This is a genomic window from Bartonella sp. F02 (assembly GCF_026929975.1).
In the GTDB taxonomy this organism is placed as follows: domain Bacteria; phylum Pseudomonadota; class Alphaproteobacteria; order Rhizobiales; family Rhizobiaceae; genus Bartonella.
Genome location: NZ_JANHOK010000005.1, coordinates 35,102 through 56,155 on the forward strand (window position 1 = coordinate 35,102; position 21,054 = coordinate 56,155).

At 38.0% G+C, this 21,054-nt stretch carries 20 protein-coding genes; 11 read left to right on the top strand and 9 right to left on the bottom strand.

Annotated elements, in window-relative coordinates:
- The first annotated feature begins 14 nt into the window (after positions 1-14).
- Together atpD and atpC are read left to right on the top strand one after the other, a co-directional pair.
- Positions 15-1,607, top strand: coding sequence for a F0F1 ATP synthase subunit beta (gene atpD / locus NPY00_RS04980; protein WP_269020976.1), 1,593 nt, complete (start codon positions 15-17; stop codon positions 1,605-1,607).
- Between the two features lie 47 nt (positions 1,608-1,654).
- A complete protein-coding gene (gene atpC, locus NPY00_RS04985) occupies positions 1,655-2,050 on the top strand; it encodes an ATP synthase F1 subunit epsilon (protein ID WP_269020977.1) in 396 nt (131 codons plus the stop codon).
- 1,404 nt (positions 2,051-3,454) lie between these two features.
- On the opposite strand, the gene NPY00_RS04990 is transcribed toward atpC, so the two are convergent.
- Positions 3,455-3,739 carry a hypothetical protein gene (locus NPY00_RS04990; protein ID WP_269020978.1) on the bottom strand — a complete coding sequence of 95 codons (285 nt, stop codon included), beginning with the start codon at positions 3,737-3,739 and terminating at the stop codon, positions 3,455-3,457.
- Positions 3,740-3,958: 219 nt separating this feature from the next.
- Between NPY00_RS04990 and ispG the strand changes: the two genes are divergently transcribed.
- Positions 3,959-5,200, top strand: a complete 1,242-nt coding sequence (gene ispG, locus NPY00_RS04995; RefSeq protein WP_269020979.1) for a flavodoxin-dependent (E)-4-hydroxy-3-methylbut-2-enyl-diphosphate synthase — start codon at positions 3,959-3,961, stop codon at positions 5,198-5,200.
- Positions 5,201-5,262: 62 nt separating this feature from the next.
- Here the strand turns inward: ispG and NPY00_RS05000 are convergent, their stop codons facing one another.
- Positions 5,263-6,165, bottom strand: a complete 903-nt coding sequence (locus NPY00_RS05000) for a polyprenyl synthetase family protein (protein WP_269020980.1) — start codon at positions 6,163-6,165, stop codon at positions 5,263-5,265.
- A gap of 209 nt (positions 6,166-6,374) precedes the next feature.
- On the opposite strand from NPY00_RS05000, the gene NPY00_RS05005 reads away from it, so the two are divergent.
- Together NPY00_RS05005 and rpmF are read left to right on the top strand one after the other, a co-directional pair.
- Positions 6,375-6,998 (top strand): biosynthetic peptidoglycan transglycosylase, encoded by a 624-nt coding sequence (locus tag NPY00_RS05005; RefSeq protein ID WP_269020981.1) that lies wholly within the window; start codon positions 6,375-6,377, stop codon positions 6,996-6,998.
- 505 nt (positions 6,999-7,503) lie between these two features.
- Positions 7,504-7,683 (top strand): 50S ribosomal protein L32, encoded by a 180-nt coding sequence (gene rpmF / locus NPY00_RS05010; protein WP_269020982.1) that lies wholly within the window; start codon positions 7,504-7,506, stop codon positions 7,681-7,683.
- A 932-nt stretch (positions 7,684-8,615) separates the two neighbouring features.
- On the opposite strand, the gene NPY00_RS05015 is transcribed toward rpmF, so the two are convergent.
- From NPY00_RS05015 to NPY00_RS05025, 3 genes are all read right to left on the bottom strand, one after another.
- Positions 8,616-9,194, bottom strand: a complete 579-nt coding sequence (locus NPY00_RS05015; RefSeq protein ID WP_269020983.1) for a CarD family transcriptional regulator — start codon at positions 9,192-9,194, stop codon at positions 8,616-8,618.
- Positions 9,195-9,491: 297 nt separating this feature from the next.
- Positions 9,492-9,830 (bottom strand): ferredoxin FdxA, encoded by a 339-nt coding sequence (gene fdxA / locus NPY00_RS05020; RefSeq protein ID WP_269020984.1) that lies wholly within the window; start codon positions 9,828-9,830, stop codon positions 9,492-9,494.
- Positions 9,831-9,851: 21 nt separating this feature from the next.
- Complete coding sequence (locus NPY00_RS05025) at positions 9,852-11,396, bottom strand: hypothetical protein (RefSeq protein ID WP_269020985.1); 1,545 nt, start codon at positions 11,394-11,396, stop codon at positions 9,852-9,854.
- Between the two features lie 529 nt (positions 11,397-11,925).
- On the opposite strand from NPY00_RS05025, the gene NPY00_RS05030 reads away from it, so the two are divergent.
- Positions 11,926-12,837: an RNA polymerase factor sigma-32 gene (locus NPY00_RS05030; protein ID WP_269020986.1), complete on the top strand. Its 912-nt coding sequence runs from the start codon at positions 11,926-11,928 to the stop codon at positions 12,835-12,837.
- A gap of 89 nt (positions 12,838-12,926) precedes the next feature.
- Here the strand turns inward: NPY00_RS05030 and NPY00_RS05035 are convergent, their stop codons facing one another.
- A complete protein-coding gene (locus NPY00_RS05035; RefSeq protein WP_269020987.1) occupies positions 12,927-14,423 on the bottom strand; it encodes a M48 family metalloprotease in 1,497 nt (498 codons plus the stop codon).
- A 175-nt stretch (positions 14,424-14,598) separates the two neighbouring features.
- Here NPY00_RS05035 and NPY00_RS05040 point away from each other — a divergent pair, with 175 nt between their 5' ends.
- The 3 genes from NPY00_RS05040 to NPY00_RS05050 all read left to right on the top strand — a co-directional run bounded on the left by NPY00_RS05040 (position 14,599) and on the right by NPY00_RS05050 (position 17,578).
- Complete coding sequence (locus NPY00_RS05040; protein ID WP_269021070.1) at positions 14,599-15,234, top strand: thiamine diphosphokinase; 636 nt, start codon at positions 14,599-14,601, stop codon at positions 15,232-15,234.
- A 122-nt stretch (positions 15,235-15,356) separates the two neighbouring features.
- Positions 15,357-15,752, top strand: a complete 396-nt coding sequence (locus NPY00_RS05045) for a hypothetical protein (RefSeq protein WP_269020988.1) — start codon at positions 15,357-15,359, stop codon at positions 15,750-15,752.
- Positions 15,753-15,757: 5 nt separating this feature from the next.
- Positions 15,758-17,578 (top strand): ABC-F family ATP-binding cassette domain-containing protein, encoded by a 1,821-nt coding sequence (locus NPY00_RS05050; RefSeq protein WP_269020989.1) that lies wholly within the window; start codon positions 15,758-15,760, stop codon positions 17,576-17,578.
- On the opposite strand, the gene NPY00_RS05055 is transcribed toward NPY00_RS05050, so the two are convergent.
- A complete protein-coding gene (locus tag NPY00_RS05055) occupies positions 17,575-17,832 on the bottom strand; it encodes a DUF2312 domain-containing protein (RefSeq protein ID WP_269020990.1) in 258 nt (85 codons plus the stop codon). The genes NPY00_RS05050 and NPY00_RS05055 overlap by 4 nt on opposite strands.
- A gap of 329 nt (positions 17,833-18,161) precedes the next feature.
- Between NPY00_RS05055 and NPY00_RS05060 the strand changes: the two genes are divergently transcribed.
- Both NPY00_RS05060 and pyk read left to right on the top strand, forming a co-directional pair.
- The gene (locus NPY00_RS05060; protein WP_269020991.1) at positions 18,162-18,656 is read left to right on the top strand and encodes a DUF1036 domain-containing protein; all 495 of its coding nucleotides are present in this window, start codon (positions 18,162-18,164) and stop codon (positions 18,654-18,656) included.
- Positions 18,653-20,095, top strand: a complete 1,443-nt coding sequence (pyk, locus tag NPY00_RS05065; RefSeq protein ID WP_269020992.1) for a pyruvate kinase — start codon at positions 18,653-18,655, stop codon at positions 20,093-20,095. Before NPY00_RS05060 ends, pyk begins: the two co-directional genes overlap by 4 nt.
- Before the next feature lie 176 nt (positions 20,096-20,271).
- Here pyk and NPY00_RS05070 read toward each other — a convergent pair whose 3' ends face one another.
- Complete coding sequence (locus NPY00_RS05070) at positions 20,272-20,676, bottom strand: cell division protein ZapA (protein ID WP_269020993.1); 405 nt, start codon at positions 20,674-20,676, stop codon at positions 20,272-20,274.
- A 12-nt stretch (positions 20,677-20,688) separates the two neighbouring features.
- Positions 20,689-20,964 (bottom strand): DUF4164 domain-containing protein, encoded by a 276-nt coding sequence (locus NPY00_RS05075; RefSeq protein ID WP_269020994.1) that lies wholly within the window; start codon positions 20,962-20,964, stop codon positions 20,689-20,691.
- Between the last annotated feature and the right edge of the window lie 90 nt (positions 20,965-21,054).

The following is a 21,054-nucleotide window of genomic DNA, read 5'->3' on the forward strand; positions in this document are numbered from 1 at the left end:
GAAGGTAAGGGTTTATGGTAAAAGCAGCGACGTCAAAAAAGGGAGCATCAAAAGCTGAAGAAAAGAAGCCAGTTGCTCGTTCGGGCGTAAAAAAAACCGCTTCGAAGTCTCAAGCGGATGTGAAAAATTCTTCTGGTTCTACACAAACATCTCCGAAAAAGGTTGATGCGACAGGATCTGTTGGTCATGTCAAACAAGTTATTGGAGCTGTTGTTGATGTGCAATTCGAAGGAGAATTACCAAATATTCTCAATGCATTAGAAACAGACAATTTAGGCAATCGATTGGTTTTGGAAGTAGCACAGCACTTGGGTGAAAATACGGTGCGTACGATTGCTATGGATACAACAGATGGTCTTGTGCGAGGTCAAAAGGTTTTTGATACAGGAGCGCAGATTAGTATTCCTGTTGGGGAAGAAACACTTGGTCGTATTATGAATGTTATTGGAGAGCCGGTTGATAATGTTGGACCCATTGTTGCAAAGAAAAAACGTTCAATTCACCAAGAGGCACCTGAATATGTTGAGCAATCTACGGAATCAGAAATTCTTGTAACCGGTATTAAAGTTGTTGATTTGTTGGCACCTTATTCAAAAGGTGGAAAGGTTGGTTTGTTCGGAGGAGCTGGTGTTGGTAAAACCGTTTTAATTATGGAACTTATCAACAATATTGCGAAAGCTCACGGAGGTTATTCAGTCTTCGCTGGTGTGGGAGAGCGAACACGTGAAGGAAATGATCTTTATTATGAAATGATCGAAAGTCACGTGAATGTGAATCCGAGAGAAAATAATGGCTCAGCAGAAGGATCCAAATGTGCGCTTGTTTATGGGCAAATGAATGAACCACCAGGAGCACGTGCCCGTGTTGCTCTTTCAGGATTGACTATTGCAGAAAGTTTTCGCGATGAAGGGCAAGATGTTCTTTTCTTCGTTGATAATATCTTCCGGTTTACACAAGCTGGTGCAGAGGTTTCAGCTCTTTTAGGACGTATCCCTTCCGCTGTGGGGTATCAGCCAACTTTGGCAACCGATATGGGTGCTTTGCAAGAACGAATTACGAGTACAAAAACAGGATCTATTACATCTGTTCAGGCTATTTATGTCCCAGCGGATGACTTGACCGATCCAGCACCTGCAACATCTTTTGCGCATTTGGATGCGACAACAGTTCTTTCTCGTTCAATTGCAGAGAAGGGAATTTATCCAGCTGTTGATCCGCTTGATTCTTTCTCGCGTATGTTGGATCCGTTAGTGGTAGGAGAAGAGCATTATACTGTTGCTTCTCAGGTTCAAACAATTTTGCAGCGCTATAAAGCTTTGCAGGACATTATTGCTATTCTTGGAATGGATGAACTTTCTGAAGAAGATAAATTATTGGTAGGGCGGGCACGGAGAATTGAACGTTTCCTTTCACAGCCGTTCCATGTGGCTGAAGCTTTCACAGGATCACCGGGAAAACTCGTACCTTTAGAAGATACCATTAAAGGATTCAAAGGGCTTTGTGCTGGTGATTATGATGATTTGCCAGAAGCTGCTTTTTATATGGTGGGTTCGATTGATGAAGCCATTGAAAAAGGAAAGCGTTTAATTGCAGAAGCTTCTTCATAAGAAAGCTATACGACAAATGCTTGTCGTAGAAATGACAAGAGGGACCTGTGGAAAACAATAAAACAGAGCGTTTTTTATTTGAACTTGTATCGCCTGAAAAACTTGTTTTTTCAGAGAGAGTGACGTCGGTTGTTCTTCCTGCCGCTTCAGGCTATTTAACCGTTATGGCGCGTCATGCGCCTTTAATGGCAAATATTGTACCGGGAAGTCTGCGGGTTTTTTCTTCTTCAGGAGAAAAGTTGTTTGCTGTTTTAGGAGGTGTCGCTGATATTACATTTGAAGGCTGCTCGCTTTTAGTTGAGAATGTGATTGCTGCTGATCACCTTTCTTTAGACGAATTGGAAAGAAGAATTTTGCAGGTTCGAGCAATGATTGATTCCAGCTCAAATGATGAAAAAAAATGTGAGGTTAAGGATTTGTTTCATCAATTGATGAACACTTAAAATATATTTGCAGAGATAAAACCGAATAGGAATAGAATATAAACAGCAAAAATACAGCTGTATTGTTTCTGCTGCAAAAATACATTTCAGTATTTTTTAAAAAACTCCTGTCAGAATGTATCATTTTTTTATTTTGTGATCAGTTTATTATCCTTTTGTATTGAGCATTATTATTGTCAGTAAGACTCAATGTTATTGTGATTTTTTCTTTTTTCATGATATGAGCGGAAAATTACAGAATGAGGTGCTGCTTTTCTGGCTTCTCAAAAAGGATATTTGCAATAATTGCAAAAGTAAAAAAGTTGATGGGTTCATTTTGATTGTATTATCAAAATAACAGCCTTGTCTTTTGAGAATTTTATTTCTTCTCGTAATTCATTGGAGATTTGCTTATTTTGATGAAAATAGGAACTTTATTATCATTTGTTCACTGTGTTCTGGTTCATTGTTTAAAAACAAGAAAAGATTTTTCCTCATTTATTGAGATCGTTGAGAGAGCTTTAAACGCGGTGGATTGAGAGCGATGTTTTGGCATTGTAAGGATTGTGTTGGTAATCTTTTTAAAGATATTTGACAAATTGCACTTTAGGCGTGATCTTAAAAAGAAAAACATTGTTTATGGAAGAACCAAAAGAAAAAGATCATTGTCAAAGATTGGTAGTTGCTACTCTCTCTTTCAAGTCTTTAGTGTTGCTATAAGCTCATAAATTGACGGGGAAAATCCATATATTTTATTTCAAATGATCAAAAGTTGGCAAAAAGAAGATTTTATTTCGAGTGGATACTGTTTTTTCTTTTTGTTGACCTATGGGAAAAACAATGTGTTTTCCTATATGCGCAATGTGTATCTGAAAATTCTGGTGATTGTAAGCTGATTGCTGATGATAAGGAAAGGTGAGTTGTATTGATATCCATTTATGGTGGATGTTAGATATTTTATTGTTTTTTTTAGACTGAATAACAAAAAGGTTCATAAATTATGCGGGGTATTATGTGATTGAGGAAAAATCAGAATTTTTATGACTAAAAATTAATACTGTGATTGGATATTCTACACAAATTATGTGATCTGTTTATGATTCATAGCGCATATAATTTATTTAATGCAAAATAAGTAGGGATTAAGAAGCTTATGTCTAATATGTAAGAAATTACATGGAGTAATCTCTTATAATATGCTTCTGGAGGTTAAGGTATTGACTATTTTAAGTTTGCTTTTTTTACCGTTTCTTTATAGCAAGTGGGTATTTACTTTAGAAGATTTTATATGGTTTATCATCACTTTTCTTTGGAAGATGTTATTTTTTTAATTTTTTTCTTTCAAAGTTTTTTAAGAAGTAACAAGAAAACCCACATTTCAGTGGGCATTAAAAAGATCTGATTTATCAATGAATGAATGCGTTGTTATTTTTTACGCATGAATAAAAAACTGGTTAAAGCAACTCCCATTGCTAATGCAATCGTTGTTTTAGGGTTTTCTTTGACTTTGTTTTTTAATTCTTCAGTGTGTTCATTGAGATGATAAAGAGCATGACGTCCTTTTTGTTTCCATGTGTTGAACATGGAAGAAAGAGCACCTGTATTGTTGTTATTAGAGAACCAATGATTGTTGGGTGTCAGTTCATTTTTTAAGTGTGCAATGTGTTTCTTGATTTTACCTTTTCGGAAACAGTTAGAAAATATACACATGGGTTTAACTCCTCCATCTTTGATGCTGCTTGAGAATGTTCAGAATTGTGTCTGAGATTTTCTATAACGGTTTGAAGATTAAAAAGTTGCATGAATTTGGTTCTTAGATTGCACGAAATTGATCATTATGCACTTTATGAAATATTTTTTGAATTGTACTTAAAAAAAAATTGTCATAATAGTGCATTATACTGCAGATCTTGAAAGTTCGAGAAATTGATGAGTTCCGCACATTATTTATCTAAACCGTTAGAGCGGCGTCGATCTGTTGCTGTCCTAGTAGGGGATGTGGCTGTTGGAGGCGATAACCCTGTTGTGGTTCAGTCTATGACAAATACGGATACTGCTGATGTTGATGCAACTGTTGCGCAAGTTGCTTCTTTATGGCGAGCTGGGTCACAATTGGTACGAATAACGGTTGACCGTGATGAAGCTGCGGCAGCGGTTCCTAGAATACGTGAGCGATTAGAACGGTTAGGTATTTTTGTCCCGTTGGTAGGGGATTTTCATTATATTGGTCATAAACTTTTAGCAGAATATCCTGCATGTGCCGAAGCGCTATCAAAATATCGAATTAATCCTGGGAATGTAGGCTTTGGTGCAAAAAAAGATCAGCAGTTTACAGAAATTATTCAAATTGCTTGCCGCTACAATAAACCAATTCGCATAGGTGTGAATTGGGGGTCGCTTGACAATGTATTATTAACAGAGCTGATGGATCAAAATGCTAAGCAGGAAAAGCCTTTGTCTGTTATTGAAGTTATGCGAGAAACGGTGATTCAATCTGTGCTGCGTTCAGCATTATTAGCAGAAGAGATAGGATTAGGGCGTGATAAAATTATTCTTTCCGCCAAAATGAGTGATGTACAAGATTTAATTGCTGTCTATACTTCTTTAGCTGAACGGTGTGATTATGCGCTTCATTTGGGGTTAACAGAAGCTGGGATGGGAACAAAGGGCATTGTTGCTTCTTCTGTGGCATTAGGCGTTTTGTTACAGCAGGGAATTGGTGACACGATCCGTATTTCACTGACACCTGAACCAGGGGGAGATCGAACACGAGAAGTAAGTGTTTGTCAGGAACTTTTACAGGTGATGGGATTTCGGCAATTTTTGCCTGTTGTTGTTGCTTGTCCTGGATGTGGGCGCACGACTTCGACAGTTTTTCAGACATTGGCACAAAAAATTGAAGCGGATTTGCGTAAAAATATGCCCGTTTGGCGTGACAAATATCCTGGTGTTGAAGGGTTAAAGGTGGCCGTTATGGGGTGTATTGTCAATGGACCCGGAGAGTCAAAACAAGCTGATATTGGGATTTCATTACCTGGAATGGGAGAATCGCCAGCGGCACCTGTTTTTATTGAAGGTAAAAAAGTTAAAACATTGCGTGGTTCTCATATTGCTGAAGAATTTGAAACAATATTAGGTGAATATATTCATACACGTTTTGGACGCGGATGAAATCAGTAGAGTATTTCCTTTGTTGTTGTTTTGGGAATAAAGAGAAAAAATGCAGGTTTTATTTAATGTTTTCGTGTTGCAATAAAACGTGCTGCTTGTCTTAAAGGTTCTGCTTTTTTGCCAAAAGGGTGAAGCAGTTCTTCTGCAGTGCAAATGAGTTCATCACGTTTTTTTTCTGTTTTTTGAATACCATAAAGATTAACAAGAGTTGCTTTATTTGCGGCTTCATCTTTTCCTGTTGTTTTTCCAAGAGTTTTTGTATTTGACGTAACATCGAGGATATCATCAGCCAATTGAAATGCGAGACCAATATAGGAACCAAAATCAGCAAGTTTTTGTGTCATTTCTGAAGAGGCATTTCCAATGATCGCACCAGCTTGACATGCAAAGCGAATAAGTGCTGCTGTTTTCATGCGTTGGAGTGTGATAATGGTATCATAGTCGTGCGGTTTTTTTTCAGATTCAAGATCGAGCATCTGGCCACCTATCATACCACCAAGTCCGGCTGCTTGTGTCAGTGTTGTGATAAGCGCAATTCTCATTTCTGGCGTGAGTTGGCTCGCTTTGTGTGAGATAATTTCAATGGCAAAAGTTAAAAGAGCATTTCCTGCAAGAATTGCCGTTGCTTCATCAAATGCTTTATGGACAGTGGGTTGTCCACGTCGTAACGTGTCATTATCTATAGCAGGAAGATCATCGTGAATGAGCGAATAACAATGAACACATTCTAGTGCGACACCAATATCAAGAGAGTGTTCAGGAGGAATATCAAAAAGAGCAGCACTTTGGATGACTAAAAAAGGACGCAAACGCTTCCCACCGTTGAGAACACCGTGGCGCATGGCTTTGAGTAAAATTTCAGGACGCGTAATTTCACCATTTCGGGTTTGATTGTTTAAAAGCGTGTCGAGCCGTTGTTCTACGCTGTGAGCGTGTTTTGTGAGAAGACTTGTAAATTCATCCATTGTTTCTTCCTTTATTCTTGCTCAACAGGGTGGTTCTTTTTATTCTTGCTCAACAGAGTGGTTCTTTTTATTCTTGCTCAACAGAGAATGGAATAGTTATTTTGGTTATATTAAATTCTATCGCAAAAAGATCTTACAAAAGATTGCTGAAAGGGAAAAGACAAACTTATTGTCAGTTTTTCTGTTTTGCTGGAAAATTGTTCTCTTTTTTGTTTTTTTTGCCAGTTATTTTTTTGTTAATTTATCGTTTGAACTTTATTCATCCTGTTTCTACCTTAATGATCCGTGATTGGATGCAAGCAGAAGATTATAAACGAGAATGGGTTGAGTTGTCCGATATTGCGTTTTCTATTCCAGCAGGGGTTGTTATGTCGGAGGATGGACAATTTTGTCGACATGCTGGAGTGGATTGGATGACGCTGTTGACAATTGTGAAAGAGAATAAAGAGCCTTTGCGTGGGGGGTCAACTATCACTATGCAAATGGTTAAAAACCTTTTCCTTTGGCCAAGTCGATCTTATGTGCGTAAAGTTTTTGAAATTGTTTATTCTCTTTTTGCTGATTTCATTTTACCTAAAAGGCGTATTATGGAAATTTATTTGAATATTGCAGAATGGGGGCCTGGAATTTATGGAATAGAAGAAGCGGCTTTGTACTATTTTAATCAATCTGCACAAACGCTCACTGTTAAACAAGCTGCAGCTCTGGTGGCAAGTCTACCCAATCCTTATGTTCGAAATCCTCATCAACCCACAGAACGTTTTTTAGCTTTAACGCAGCTGATTCAAAAGCGAATTACCATATCAAATGTCTATACAACATGTCTTCGTTGATGTGTTTTCAGATATGAGAAATTCTATTGAGAAAAAAGTTAAAGTGTATCGTCATGGTGGTGGTTTAAAAGGTGAAATATTTCAATTTTTTTCTGGAATGATGAAATGCGTATCAGTTTTGATAGAGAATGAAGCAGAAAAAATATATTGCAAAGATTCTTTTAATAAAAATTGCACATGTTTTGTTCATTTTATTTTTATTGACGGCTAAGATTCGCATTTTGTTGCTTTAAAATAGGAAGAGTTAAATTAAGAAAATAGAAAAAAGAATTTTTAAAAATGTGAGCTGTCTACAGTTCACCAATCTTTTTGCGTGGAATATTCTATTCTTTCCTCTGTTTTAAAGAGAGAAAATCATGTATAAAGAGAAAACAAAAAATTGCATGAAAGTCTAGTCAAAAGACTTTAATCAGTGTATAGAGAAACAAAATTTATTTCGTTGTTGGCAGAAGCCATTATTATTGGCTGTGCCTGTTTTGTTTTTGTGGATTTGGAGTGTCTCTTAATGGCTGTACCTAAACGAAAAACCTCTCCGTCAAAACGGGGTATGCGTCGTTCGGCTGATGCGCTTAAAGCACCAACTTATATTGAAGATAAGGATTCTGGGGAATTACGTCGCCCTCATCATATTGATTTAAAGACTGGTATGTATCGCGGACGTTCGGTTTTACCAGCTAAAGACTGAGATTTTGATCAGCGTTAGTGATAAAGCTCTTTTGATTGCATATAAAAAACAGAAGATATTTTCTGTTGCTTATAGAAGGGTGTCCGCTATTCTATTGAAGTTTTTCTAATTGAGTAGGAAGTTTTTCGCATCGCCGATGATTATGAAATTTGAGCTTATTGATCGCATGTGCGTTATTCATAGGTTATTTTTATAAAGAGCGCCTTTATTCTCAATGAAATGAAGGCGTTTTTCTTTTTTACGTGTTTGTAAGAGAAGATCTTTAAAAAAATTAAAACCTCATTGAATATTTTCATTCTATTTCGTGCAGTTAAAATCATTTAGAATAAACTAAAATCTGGAATAATTTAATCTTTTATGGATTGAGACATCTTCCATGTTATGTCTTTGAAGAAGAAAACGATAAAAGCAAAAGAAGAATAGGAATAGAATCCTGATTGTTAGAGTTTTCAAGGTTTCATCAGTGCATTGAAAATATCACAATCATACACCTGTATTGATTGAAGAAGTAATATGCATTCAGCGTTTCGAATCGCTGGTCATTTTGCTCAATTTTTGTGATGATATGCAAACCATTGTCTTTGCTTGAAAGAAAGTTTTATTCAGTTAAGAAAGACAATGATTCCTTTTTCAAATATTCAAGATTGAAGCATAATTTCTTTAAGTATTGAGAGAAATTACTATATGTTATGTCTGAAACAGAACACATGATACTCAGATAAACTACTGTGCATCACTGAAGACATAATTTGCAATAAATTACTTTTGTCTTCATTAAAACAATAAAAACACTCCTCATAGAAGTCTATGAATGTTAGTGCCTGAATTTGCTTGCACTTATTTTAAAGACTTTCTTTACTGAAACAAACTTCTGATATAAAGAAATATCTTTACGCTGACCGGTGTATTATCACGGAAGTTTCTGTCAATAATTACGCCGCACAGACAGCCTTGCTATTTCCATCAGTTTCAGCTTTGAAATTACGATTTTTCGATCTGTTGATGAGGTGCATTTCAATTAAATTGATGGCTTCTGTTTCAGAAAAACTCTTAATAACAGCAATTTCACGAGCCATCCGGTCCAACGCAGCAGTATAAAGCTGACGTTCGGAATAAGATTGTTCAGGTTGCACATCTGAACGGAAGAGATCACGAATGACCTCAGCGATACAAATAAGATCCCCTGAATTGATTTTAGCATCATATTCTTGAGCACGTCGCGACCACATTGTTCTTTTGATTCGTGCTTTCCCTTGTAAGATTTTTAATGCTCGTTCTACAGAATCAAGAGCAGATAATTTACGCATGCCAGTAGATATAGCTTTTGCAATTGGCACTTTTACATTCATTTTATCTTTTGCAAAATGAATGACAAAAAGCTTAAGTTTATGTCCTGCAACTTCTTGATCTTCAATTGCGACAATTTGTCCCACTCCATGCGTTGGATAAACGATGTATTCAGAGGTTGAAAACCCTTTAGCATTGGAAGAGGTGTTGTGCTGGGATGCCATATTTCACTTCACTCCTTTTGCGACAAATGACTTTATGAAAATCATTGACCGCATAACAAGATAAGTTAAATGTCGAATACATTGAAAAAAATTTTGTGCTCATCTACAGAGCACAAAAACAAAAATATTCAACAGAAAACATTCTGGTTTACAAAAAAACAATACTTAAGAAAATAATTGTACCAGAGGACTTTTAACATTAAAAATCAAAAAAATCAATCATTTTGCTCAATAATTTTCATTTTTACATAAAATGATCTCAATTATTGAACAAACAGAGTATGTATTGTTTGATTATTATTCGCCACTTCCCGGATTTTCTGAAAAATACTTTTCTAATTTGTTGGGAATACCATCCATTTCTTTTGCTTGAGGTAAAGGATCTTTTTGAGTCGTTAAATTAGGCCACTGTGCCGCATATTTAAGATTCAGCTCTAGCCATTGTTCTAACCCTGGTTCCGTATCAGGTTTAATAGCTTCTGCCGGACACTCCGGTTCGCACACACCGCAATCAATGCATTCATCAGGGTGAATAACAAGCATGTTTTCACCCTCATAAAAACAGTCAACAGGGCAAACTGCAACGCAATCGGTATATTTGCAGTGGATGCAATTGTCAGTTACAACATAGGCCAAAATAGCCCTCCAGTTCTTAAATTAATGATTTTTATGAGATGTAGTTGGAGTTTCTGTATCACTTGCAAAACGATCACGGAGCGCAGCCAATTTTGCAAAAGGTGAATCAGGATCAGGACGTTTTTGTGCTGAAGATGAGTGACGATCGAGACGCTTAGTGTGCGGTTTATTATGTTTATGAGACAAGTGGCCACGTGATACAGTTTTAGAAGAAGTTGCAGTATCTGTATTAACTTCTTTTTTGAAAGGTTTTTTGTATTTACTGTGCAGCTTGCGCTTAGATTGAGTGTTTTTATGAGAGCGGTTATGATGTTGATAATGATAACGCCATAATAAAATAACTTTATCTTTTGTAGCAGGATGTTTTGGTTTGGCAATATTACCAACAGGCTCTGCTTCGGGTAAATTATTTGTTGCACAAAATTGTTCTTCAGAAAAAGACGATGAAGTTTCTTTTTCTATCGGTTCTGATTCTTGCAAAATGCTCCAATAATCGCCAACACATTCTGCTTCAGACAATATCGATTCTGTTTTGCTCTCATGAGATGAAGGCCCTTGTTGCGCGAGTATTTGTTCAAGCTCAGTACTGCTGATGGAGTGAGATTGATAGCCAAGTCCTTTAAGAATTTCTTCCATGTCGGCTTCATTGGCACCAAGAATAGACATCATCGTTGGAGTGACAAAAAAATGTTTGCCATCATAAGCACCATCAGGTCTTGGTTCTGTTTCGGGGTTCCAGTTTAACGTAGAGCGAATGAGATTGGCTAAGCGCTCTAAAATATCAATCCGAACGGCACGCTGTCCTAAAATGTGATAACCTGTGAGGTGATAAAATTTTAAGTTATAATGAGGATCAACAATCAATGAAGTGCGACCCGCCGTTAAAGAGGCTAATATTTCACTCAAACCAATTTGTTCGCTATCTTCATTTTTGAGACACCAAAGAAGTGTAAGAGCGCGGACTGGGATGGGTTTGAGTATGGCTGGAATGTAAATATGAAACGCACCAAAGCGAACACCAAGACGTCGAAGGATGGCTCGTGATTCTTGATCTAGACCTTTAACTGTTTCAGCAACGTCTCGACGGGGTAAAATCCCTAAAGAACGAACAAGTTTTGAAGCAAGATCACGCGTTGAATCCGTTAAAGTATCAGCATTTTTTATATCAAACAATGGTTTTAAAGCTGTCTCAAAATGAAAAATAACAAAACGTTCTAACCGGATCATGACTTGATCACGAGATTCTCTGGTTAATTGTTCATCTGCGAAAAGAATGAAGTTAGGTTTTAAAATATCTTCTGCAGGAATGAGTTGTCCTACAGGTTGCCCAATCCAACGAATGATGCCATCAGAACCAAGTGTAAAATCACCGTTGGCAGAAGCACAAAAACGTCTTGCACGTTCAGCAAAGGCAATGATTAAATCTTCATCATCATGTGTTAAATTCTGCTCGTTTGTTGCTTCATCTGGTTCATTTTTATTTGCATAAAAACGAAAACCTTCAAATTTGCCACTTCGTTGTTTTCCAATAAGAATATCACCTTGTTGAACGATTTCGCTATCCATGATTACTTTCTTTCTCAGTGCCTTATAGGTTTATTATTTCGATGATTCCATATTTATATTTCTTTGAAACTCCATAGTGCATATTGCTTCTTTAGCATGTTTGTCACACCTTCTTCAATCATCCTTGTTATTTTTTGCTTATCTATGAATACAATTATTGGTTGTATTGGCAAAATATAAACATAAAAATTAACCATGTAATCAAAAAAATAACGCAAACTAACAACTGAATCGAAAAAAAAATCTCTCCAATTGAGCGTTCTGATTTTTTTCTACGAATTGTCAAAAAATCCCAGAAATACAGCTTTTTTAGCTCTTTGTTGAGAGAACAATTTACTGATTTTGGATTAATATTTTCAGTTTGTGTCTTCGAACAATAAGTTTGATGCCCATCATAAAAAAAACAATTGCGATTATAAAAATACACGTTAAAGTAGCGAATGTTTAAAAAACAACTTTTACGTTATTCAACGAAACGATGATGTCGTTGTCAGATCAACTTTAATGATTTTAATCGCAAGAGGTTATTATGGGTAATCTTTCAGATGCTGTTTATAAAAGCAGCAAAAATTATAGCGATGCTGATAAAAGTTTGGGACGTAATATGATGCGTTCTGCAATGCAGGCGCCTTATCTTGAACGACAAAAAGAACATGACTTAGCTTTACGATGGAAAGACAAAAACGATGATGATGCTATGCATCAAATTGCAGCAGCGCATATGCGTTTAGTTATTTCAATCGCAAATCGTTTTAAGCGGTTTAAAATGCCGTTAGGAGATTTGGTACAAGAAGGTTATGTTGGGTTATTAGAAGCAGCAGCGCGATTTGAACCGGATAGAGAAGTACGTTTTTCAACCTATGCAACATGGTGGATACGTGCGTCGATCCAAGATTATATTTTGCGGAACTGGTCAATCGTTCGAGGCGGAACAAGTTCTTCACAAAAAGCACTTTTCTTTAATCTTCGGCGTTTGCGAGCTAAATTAATTCAGGATGATAGCGCTTTGTCGAAACAAGATATTTTTCGCATGATTGCAGAAAAACTAGGTGTTTCTGTGAATGATGTCGAAAGGATGGACTTTCGATTTTCTGGAACGGATAATTCGTTGAGTGTTTCTGTTTCTGAAAACGGTGAAAATCCCGTTGCAAAAATGGATGCTTTAGTTGACGATAACCCGCTTCCTGATGCTTTAATTGAGCAAACAATCGATAGTCAAAGACGGACACAGTGGCTCTACGAAGCTTTAAAAATTCTCAATGAACGGGAACTTGAAATTATCCGTTTCCGCCGCTTAAATGAAGAAGGAGCGACTTTAGAAGTTTTGGGCGAAAAATTAGGAATTTCAAAAGAACGAGTACGTCAAATTGAAGCACGCGCTTTGCAAAAATTACGCTCTGCTTTGCTGAGCACAAATTCAGCGGATGCTTATGAAGTGTGAGCAATGTACGGGCTTACTTAAGATAAACAATAATAACGCATGAATATAAAAGATGCATGGAGAGTAGATTATGGATAAAAGTGATAAACTCACTCAGTGATAATTTTGACCCATGTTCCTGCGTGTAAAATTTGGGTCGGTGAAAGTCCATTTATAATGCGAAACAGTTCTTCTTGGTGAGCTATTCCGTGCATTTTGTTAGAGATATTTGTTACATTTTCTCCTTGTTTGACACGAACGATGCGAATTCTCAAAGGTTTTAGTTGATTTAAAGCAGAAGGTGAAAGAGGATGAAAACTTTGTAGAGTCTCATTGAGAACAGTTGCAAAATTTTGAGAATGATGAGGTGCTGCCGTCAGAAAGCGAAAGATATAGTCTTTAAAAGGAATGACGACAACATCAAATTGCCAATGCTCATTGGTTGCGCGAGCGCGAGCTGCAGGTAAACTTTGTATCATGATGGGATGAACGGAAGAATGATCAAGTTTTGCAACCCATCCACTCTTTAAATAGTCACTCGCAGACATGCCAGAAGGTAGAGGAACCGCATCAAAGCGAAGGGCAATTTTATGAGGACCGCTGGCCCAAACAACATGTGCAGAACTCTTTAGAGTAAAAGTATCGGGAACAGAAAAAGCAATTTGTAATTGAGGATGAATAAATTGATTGCCTCGTATATAACCTTCATTGTGATTGCCCCCAAAAACCATACCGTCAATGCTCTTTAAAAAATTGTCGCGCTCAGTTCTACCAACATGAGAAGAATGCAGTGCACGCGCTTTTGCAATAGCGAGACGAATGCGCTGGGGGGTTGTTGGATGCGTTGCTAAAAAATCTAGAGAAGAATTGGCCGCACCTGAAACATTGCGAAAGGCGCTATATGTTTCCATGGATTGTAAAAAGCGTGCAGCAGCAAAGGGATCATAACCGGCTCGATTGAGCATTTCTATTGCAATGGAATCAGCTTGCAATTCTTGGTTGCGTGAAAATTGTGCAAGTTTTTGTTTCCCTGTAATTGCGTGTTTAGACGTTGTATTAGAATGAGATAAAAGGTTAGCAGTAATGCGATCAGCGCGTTTTAATTCGACTTCTTTTTTCAGGCGTAAAACGCCGTGATTAGCTGTAATATGCGCTATTTCATGAGCTAAAACAGCGGCAACTTCTGAGGTGTCATTTGCTAAGGCGAGCATGCCGCGGGTGACGTAAATATAGCCGCCGGGTAAAGCAAATGCATTAACATTAGCTGAGTCTAAAATTGTTACACGATAAATTTGGTTCGGATTGTGTGCAACATTTGCAAGTTTGACAACAATGTTTGTTAACATGTGCTCAAGCTTTGGATTATGATATGTACCTCCATAGAGATGGACAATACGAGGATGTTGTGTGGCGCTCAAGGTTGCATAGACATCATTTTTGGAGTCATGTTGCGCTGTTCTAGAAGAGCTTAAAAGTGAAAAGGGATTATTGTGAGAGGATGGATTATGGCATGCAGATAGAAAAGATATCAGACTGAAAAAAAATATCAGATCAATTAAAGTGCGAGGGGAAAATACTGTCTGAGAAAATATGATGCCTCTAATCATTGTGAAACTCTGTTGCTTATTATTGGGCTCGTAGTATCGTATTAGTAGAATTTCGTTAGTAGAATATTACTTCTATCTTTTTGTGTGGTTTATAATCAAGAATCTTTTGGTACTTTTATCATTATCGTTTAAGAAAAAAATACCTGAAAAGATTGGTATGAAAGGCATAGATGTGATGACAACTTTTACGATATTGTTAAATGGAGATATTTGCATCACACAACGTTTACGAGATCAAATCCATGGAAGTCGAGTGATTGCTGCAGATGGGGGGATGCGTCATGCAGAAGAATTGGGCGTTACTCCTGAATTATGGCTTGGTGATTTTGATTCTTCTGATCAGGAGCTATTTCAGAAATATCATGATATTTCCCGAGAAGCTTTCCCTGTAGATAAAGATGCTACAGATAGTGCATTAGCCTGTGAAAAAGCACTACAGCAAGGAGCAAAACAATTAATTTTATGTGGTGCTTTTGGCGGAGAACGGAGTGATCACACCCTCTCTCATATGACACAAGCAATTGCTCTGGCAGAAAAAGGCATCTCCGTTTTGTTAACCAGTGGTAGCGAAGAAGGGTGGCCGATTGTATCAAAACCTTTTTCATGTGATTTGCCTGAGGGGTGTCTTTTGAGTATTATTGGATTTTCTGATTTGCAAGGCTTAACTTTGTCAGGTGTCAAATGGCCATTATCAGGAAAAGATATACCTTTCGGATCGTCATTGACACTTTCTAACCGTGTTTGTGGAACCTTTTACTGTGATTTGAGTTTTGGAAGAGCTATTTTATTAGCATCTTTACCTGTTTTATAGATTTTTCTGATATATAAAGTATAGCGGAAAAATGATACATTAAGTTTTAATACTATGGAGTTCGTTTTAGTCTGATGGTGAAGACGTTACGTTTTATTTTTTATAAAGAAAGAGGTTTTGACATGTTAAAGCCAGTTTTTACGATGGCAGTCATTTCAATGGTAGGCTTCAGTATGGCAGCTTGTACTGTTGCTGAACAGAGAGTTGCAGGCTATGGTGTGAGTGGGGCTGCCTTAGGCGCTTTAGCAGGAACAGCTATAGGTGGAGGAAGTCCTAGGTCAGCTGTAACAGGAGCAACAATTGGTGCTATCGCAGGAACAGTGACAGGCGTTTCTGCAAATAAAAGAAAAGCATCAAGAGTGGTTGTTCAGCCACAACAATTATGTACATATCGCGATCATCATGGCCAGCTTTATCAAGCTCCATGTCCTCAACCGGTACAACAACCAAAATTATGTGTCTATAGTGGCGTCGGAGGCAAGCTGTATCAAGCGCCTTGCCATCGTAGACGTTATTAACGGCTATGCCGCTCTTGCGGCTTGACCGCATTTCCTTAACTTTTGGGGGAGCGCCTTTACTCGATCAAGTGTGCTTGTTCGTGAAGGAGGGAGAGCGTATTGCGCTTGTTGGTCGGAATGGATGCGGAAAATCAACGCTGTTAAAAATTGCTGCTGGAATTTTAGAACCGAGTGGAGGCGAGGTTTTTCGTCACCCTCGGGCAACGATTCGTTATGTTTCTCAAGTCTCTGATTTTTCAGGATTTGACGATATCAATACATATGTTGAATCTGGTCTTGATGATGTTCATGATGTGCAATTTGTAAAAGCATTGCTCGGAAATTTTGGTTTTTTAGGAACAGAAAAATTAGCGACGCTTTCTGGAGGAGAAAAGCGACGTGTTTCATTAGTGCAGGCCATTGCAGCAAAGCCTGATATTCTTTTATTGGATGAACCAACCAATCATCTCGATTTACCAACGATCGAATGGCTTGAAAATACCTTGTGCTCTTTACGTTCAGCACTTGTCGTGATTTCACATGATCGGCGGTTTTTAGAAACAGTAACACGTTCAACGGTGTGGCTGGATCGTGGCACAACAAGAAGAGTTGAAAAGAATTTTTCTCAATTCGAAGTGTGGCGTGATCAGATCCTTGAAGAAGAAGCTCGGGATCAACATAAATTGGGTCGTCAAATTAAGCGTGAAGAAGAATGGTTGCGCTATGGCGTGACAGCACGGCGTAAGCGTAATGTCCGGCGTTTAGGGGCGTTAAAAGAATTACGGCATCAGCATAAAACCCATCGAGCTCCTTCGGGAACAGTTCTTTTAGAAGCAGCTAAAAGTCATGATTCAGGTCAATTAGTTCTGGAAGCAAAAGGGCTTTCAAAGTCTTATGGCGATCAGGTTATTGTTAAAGATTTTTCATTGCGGATTCGACGCGGTGACCGAATTGGTCTGGTAGGGCCCAATGGAATAGGGAAAACAACATTACTTTCAGTTTTGATTGGTCAACAAAAAGCAGATAAGGGAACCGTGAAGCTTGGTTATAATGTTGCAATGGCATTGCTCGATCAACAGCGTATTTTAAATGAAGAAGAGACTTTAGCACATTATTTAACAGGGGGAAGAGGAGAGACAGTGTTGATCAATGGGCAAGAACGTCATGTTGTTTCCTATATGAAAGATTTTTTATTTTTGCCTGAACAAGCGCGAACACCTGTGAAAAAATTATCAGGAGGAGAAAGAGCACGTCTCATGCTAGCACGGCTTTTATCACAGCCTGCAAACTTCCTTATTTTGGATGAACCAACCAATGATTTGGATATGGAAACCTTGGATTTGTTGCAAGAATTTATCGCTGATTTTGCAGGAACAGTATTATTGGTAAGCCATGATAGAGATTTTTTAGATAGAACCGTAACGCATATGTTGGTTCCTCAAGGAGAGGGAAGTTGGATTCTGTATGCGGGCGGCTACAGTGATATGATGGCTCAAAGAAAGAACCATGACATTTCACAGCAAAAAGAACAGCAAAAATCTACAAAACAAAAGAGCCAAACAAAATCAACAGCAGCGCATGAAGAAAAAACACCACGCAAATTGTCTTATAAACAAGCTTATGCGCTAGAAAAATTACCGCAACAAATTGCTTCTTTGCACAGCGAAATCAAAGAAATTGAACAAGAATTGTCAGATCCAACTCTCTATAGCGGTGATAAAGAGCGCTTCGAGCGTTTGTCGATAGCGCTTGAAGAAAAGCAGAAACTTTGTTTGCAAAAAGAAGAAGAGTGGTTGGAATTAGAACTCTTGAACGAGGAAATTAAAAAAGACACGCGCTCGCATTAATTCATACCAAGCGCATTTTTGTAAAGTTGGATAATGGCTTCTTCTTCCATCCGTTCATGGTCTTCTTTTTTGCGCAATCGTATAATACTTCGCACAGCTTTACTATCAAAACCAGATCCTTTGAGCTCAGCGTAAACTTCTTTAATATCATCCGAAATGGTTTTCTTTTCTTCCTCAAGCCGTTCAATTCGTTCTATAAAAGAGCGTAATTGATTGGCAGAGATGGCTTGTGTTTGATCGATAACATCGTTCATGATATTTTTCTCCGGAATAGTCTATTGTGTAAGTTGGCTTGTTTGACACTAAGCCATTATTGGGTGCTCGAAAAACAGGAAGAAAGTCAAACTATTACATTTTTCCCTTCACAAGATAACTTTTAAATGATTTGTATAAACAATTTGTATAAAAAAGTGTGTTTATGGACAAAATAATGTCAAAAAGCAGAAAAAAAATGTGATATTTGTACTACGTGTGTCTATATGTTTTAGTATTCTTTGTTTTTTAGATAGAGTGTCAGTATTTTGCAGAAAGAGAAGGAAGAGAGGCATAAGCTTTAAAAGGCTTACAGCTTTAGATGAAGTGTATGAATGTTCAAAAATGGCAAAAAAAATTTCAGACAGCTTTTTGTATTTTCTTGTTGAATGTAGCTTTTGTTTTTACAGTTTGTGACTTTGCAAAAGCGGATTTTCGTGTCTGTAATACAACACAAGAGCCTGTTGGTGTTGCTTTGGGGTATCGCACTCCTTCAGGGTGGGTGAGTGAAGGCTGGTGGGTGATCCCCATGACAGAGTGCAAAACACTCATTGATGGACCTCTTTTATCACGATTTTATTATTTTTATGCTGAAGATTCTCAGAAAAAAGGAAAATGGCCCGGCTCGATAACGATGTGCGTGAAGGATAGCCAGTTTACGATTCAAGGAGTTCATGATTGTTTTGCTCGAGGATATCAAAAAGCGGCATTTAAAGAAATTGATACAGGCAATCAAATCAACTGGATGGTGCAATTGACAGATGTGTCTTTGTTCAATGATTCTACTGTTCATGCCCCCACACTTTCAGGAGTTGCATCACCGTGAAGCGTGCGCGTAAAGTGAAAATTATTGCAACTCTTGGTCCTGCATCTTTTTCATTAGAGATGATTGAAAAGCTTTTTAGAGCGGGAGCTGATGTTTTTCGTTTAAATATGAGCCATACAGATCATGCAACAATGCGGGAGCTTGTTCAAAGAATACGGGCTGTTGAAAAATCCGTTAATCGACCGATCGGTATTTTAGCCGATTTGCAAGGGCCGAAATTGCGGATCGGGTGTTTTGCAAAAGGACAAGAAGATTTAGTTGTTGGGCAAAGTTTTACACTAGATAATTGCGATGTTTCAGGTGATGCAAAGCGTGTTTTTTTTCCACATAGAGGAGTGTTAGAAGCTGTAAAACCAGGAGATCGCTTATTGATTGATGATGGAAAACTTGAACTGCGTGCTGAGGTGTGTGAAGGCCATTCTCTCCAGTGTCGTGTCGTTGCTGGAACGCATATTTCTGACCGAAAAGGGGTTAGTTTTCCCGATACAATTTTGCCGTTTGGATCTATGACACCAAAGGATGATGCGGATCTTTTAGCCATCTTGGAACAGCCCATCGATTGGGTTGCCCTTTCTTTTATTCAACGTCCACAAGATATTGTTGCAGTGCGCCAACGGACACAAGGTAAAGTATCTTTAATGGCAAAAATCGAAAAACCACATGCTTTAGAGCATATTAAAGAAATTATTGATGTGGCTGATGGGATTATGATTGCACGAGGAGATCTTGGTGTCGAAATGCCTTTAGAAAAAGTGCCTGCTATTCAAATGGATCTTATCAAAGCGTGTCGTTTAGCTGGAAAACCCGTTGTGGTTGCGACACAAATGCTTGAATCAATGATTACATCATGTGTGCCAACGCGAGCTGAAGTTTCGGATGTGGCGACAGCTGTTTACGCTGGAACAGATGCCGTCATGTTGTCAGCGGAATCTGCATCTGGTCATTATCCAGAAGAGGCTGTTTTGATGATGGATCGAATTGCTCAGCAGACTGAAAAAGATCGCAATTATGCCGTTATGCTCAGCGCGCAGCATCCTGTGCCAGAGTCAACAGGAACAGACGCGATTTCTCTTGCTGCGCGTCAGATCGCTGAAACTCTTCAATTAGCTGCAATTGTTGCCTATACTTCTTCGGGGACAACTGGGATACGAATGTCACGAGAACGTCCAAATAGACCAATTGTTGCTTTATCTCCAATTGTGGAAACTGCACGTCGATTAGCTTTGATCTGGGGGTTGCATTGTGTGGTGACAGAAGATGCGTGCAATTTGGATGATATGGTTGATCATGCAGCGATGATTGCTTTTCAGGAAGGTTTTTGTCAAGCTGGAGATCAATTTATTGTGACAGCCGGCGTTCCACTGGGAACACCTGGGACAACAAATTTGCTCCGCGTTGCTTCTGTTCCTGTGGCTTGTGATGAGGTTAAAAGGATTTAAAAGCGCTGTGCTTAAGATATTGAAAATGAGAAGGCTATAAAGGATCAACAAATGTATCAGTGTTTTCTCTCTTGAGAAGAACTGAGGCAGAAAATCTGATGAATTTTGTTGTCTAGAGGTTCTCTTTGTGGTGTTGTGCGTGGACAAATGAGAAATTTCAAACTCTGCTTTTTTATTTAAGAAGAGGTGTGTGTTTCTGTTTCTTCTTCGGTTTGTTCTGGAAGAGAAACCGTTCCGTGGTGTTCGTTTTCAAGTAATTGTTGAGTGAGATTTTCAATTCTGCGTGTGGTCTCTTGTACAATTTTGCTCATGGTACGATCTTTTTCATCGTTTTGTCGTAAAAGAGCGGCATTGCTTTCTCGCAGTTTTTTGTTTTCTCTTTTTATTTCTTCCATTTCATCGATAACCATAATGCCTGCCATAACAGAAAGACGGTGGTCACCAATTTCACCAAAGTTTTTTTTCAGATGTGTGATGTATTGATCAAACTGAGCAGCAAGTTCAATGAGATGTTGTTCTTGTCCTTCATCACAAGCCATACGATAAACTTTACCATCAATTGTAACGGAAACAGTTTCCATATATTTTAACCTTTATCTATCAATCACAATACGAATGGTTTCCATTGCTTTAATCAGACGCTTGGAAACTTCTTTATTAATTGTTTCGAGACGTTCTGCATGAGCTTCTACTTTATCAAGGGCTTGAGCAAGACGACTACGATCAGCATTCATTCGTTGTATTTCTTCTTCCCATTCATTGTTTTTATCAATAACAGCATTTCGATTGATAATGGTGATTTCGAGATTTCTGAGTGCTTTTTCCAATTGCTCTAAAGCTTGTGGTAGAATAGCATTCTCTCGATTCATGACAATTATATCCTTTAGCATTTTTATAGACAAAAACGAATCACTCATTTTCTTATTTTTTCATATATGTTCATTCTGAAATATGTAAGA

Coding starts and splice junctions, on each gene's coding strand:
- rpmF (WP_269020982.1), top strand. CDS start 7,504: ATGGCTGTACCTAAACGAAAAACCTCTCCGTCAAAACGGGGTATGCGT.
- atpD (WP_269020976.1), top strand. CDS start 15: ATGGTAAAAGCAGCGACGTCAAAAAAGGGAGCATCAAAAGCTGAAGAA.
- NPY00_RS05055 (WP_269020990.1), bottom strand. CDS start 17,832: ATGAACGATGTTATCGATCAAACACAAGCCATCTCTGCCAATCAATTA.
- NPY00_RS04990 (WP_269020978.1), bottom strand. CDS start 3,739: ATGTGTATATTTTCTAACTGTTTCCGAAAAGGTAAAATCAAGAAACAC.
- ispG (WP_269020979.1), top strand. CDS start 3,959: ATGAGTTCCGCACATTATTTATCTAAACCGTTAGAGCGGCGTCGATCT.
- NPY00_RS05070 (WP_269020993.1), bottom strand. CDS start 20,676: ATGGAAACTGTTTCCGTTACAATTGATGGTAAAGTTTATCGTATGGCT.
- NPY00_RS05050 (WP_269020989.1), top strand. CDS start 15,758: ATGCCGCTCTTGCGGCTTGACCGCATTTCCTTAACTTTTGGGGGAGCG.
- NPY00_RS05035 (WP_269020987.1), bottom strand. CDS start 14,423: ATGATTAGAGGCATCATATTTTCTCAGACAGTATTTTCCCCTCGCACT.
- NPY00_RS05040 (WP_269021070.1), top strand. CDS start 14,599: ATGACAACTTTTACGATATTGTTAAATGGAGATATTTGCATCACACAA.
- NPY00_RS05045 (WP_269020988.1), top strand. CDS start 15,357: ATGTTAAAGCCAGTTTTTACGATGGCAGTCATTTCAATGGTAGGCTTC.
- NPY00_RS05060 (WP_269020991.1), top strand. CDS start 18,162: ATGAATGTTCAAAAATGGCAAAAAAAATTTCAGACAGCTTTTTGTATT.
- NPY00_RS05075 (WP_269020994.1), bottom strand. CDS start 20,964: ATGAATCGAGAGAATGCTATTCTACCACAAGCTTTAGAGCAATTGGAA.
- NPY00_RS05015 (WP_269020983.1), bottom strand. CDS start 9,194: ATGGCATCCCAGCACAACACCTCTTCCAATGCTAAAGGGTTTTCAACC.
- NPY00_RS05030 (WP_269020986.1), top strand. CDS start 11,926: ATGGGTAATCTTTCAGATGCTGTTTATAAAAGCAGCAAAAATTATAGC.
- NPY00_RS05000 (WP_269020980.1), bottom strand. CDS start 6,165: ATGGATGAATTTACAAGTCTTCTCACAAAACACGCTCACAGCGTAGAA.
- NPY00_RS05025 (WP_269020985.1), bottom strand. CDS start 11,396: ATGGATAGCGAAATCGTTCAACAAGGTGATATTCTTATTGGAAAACAA.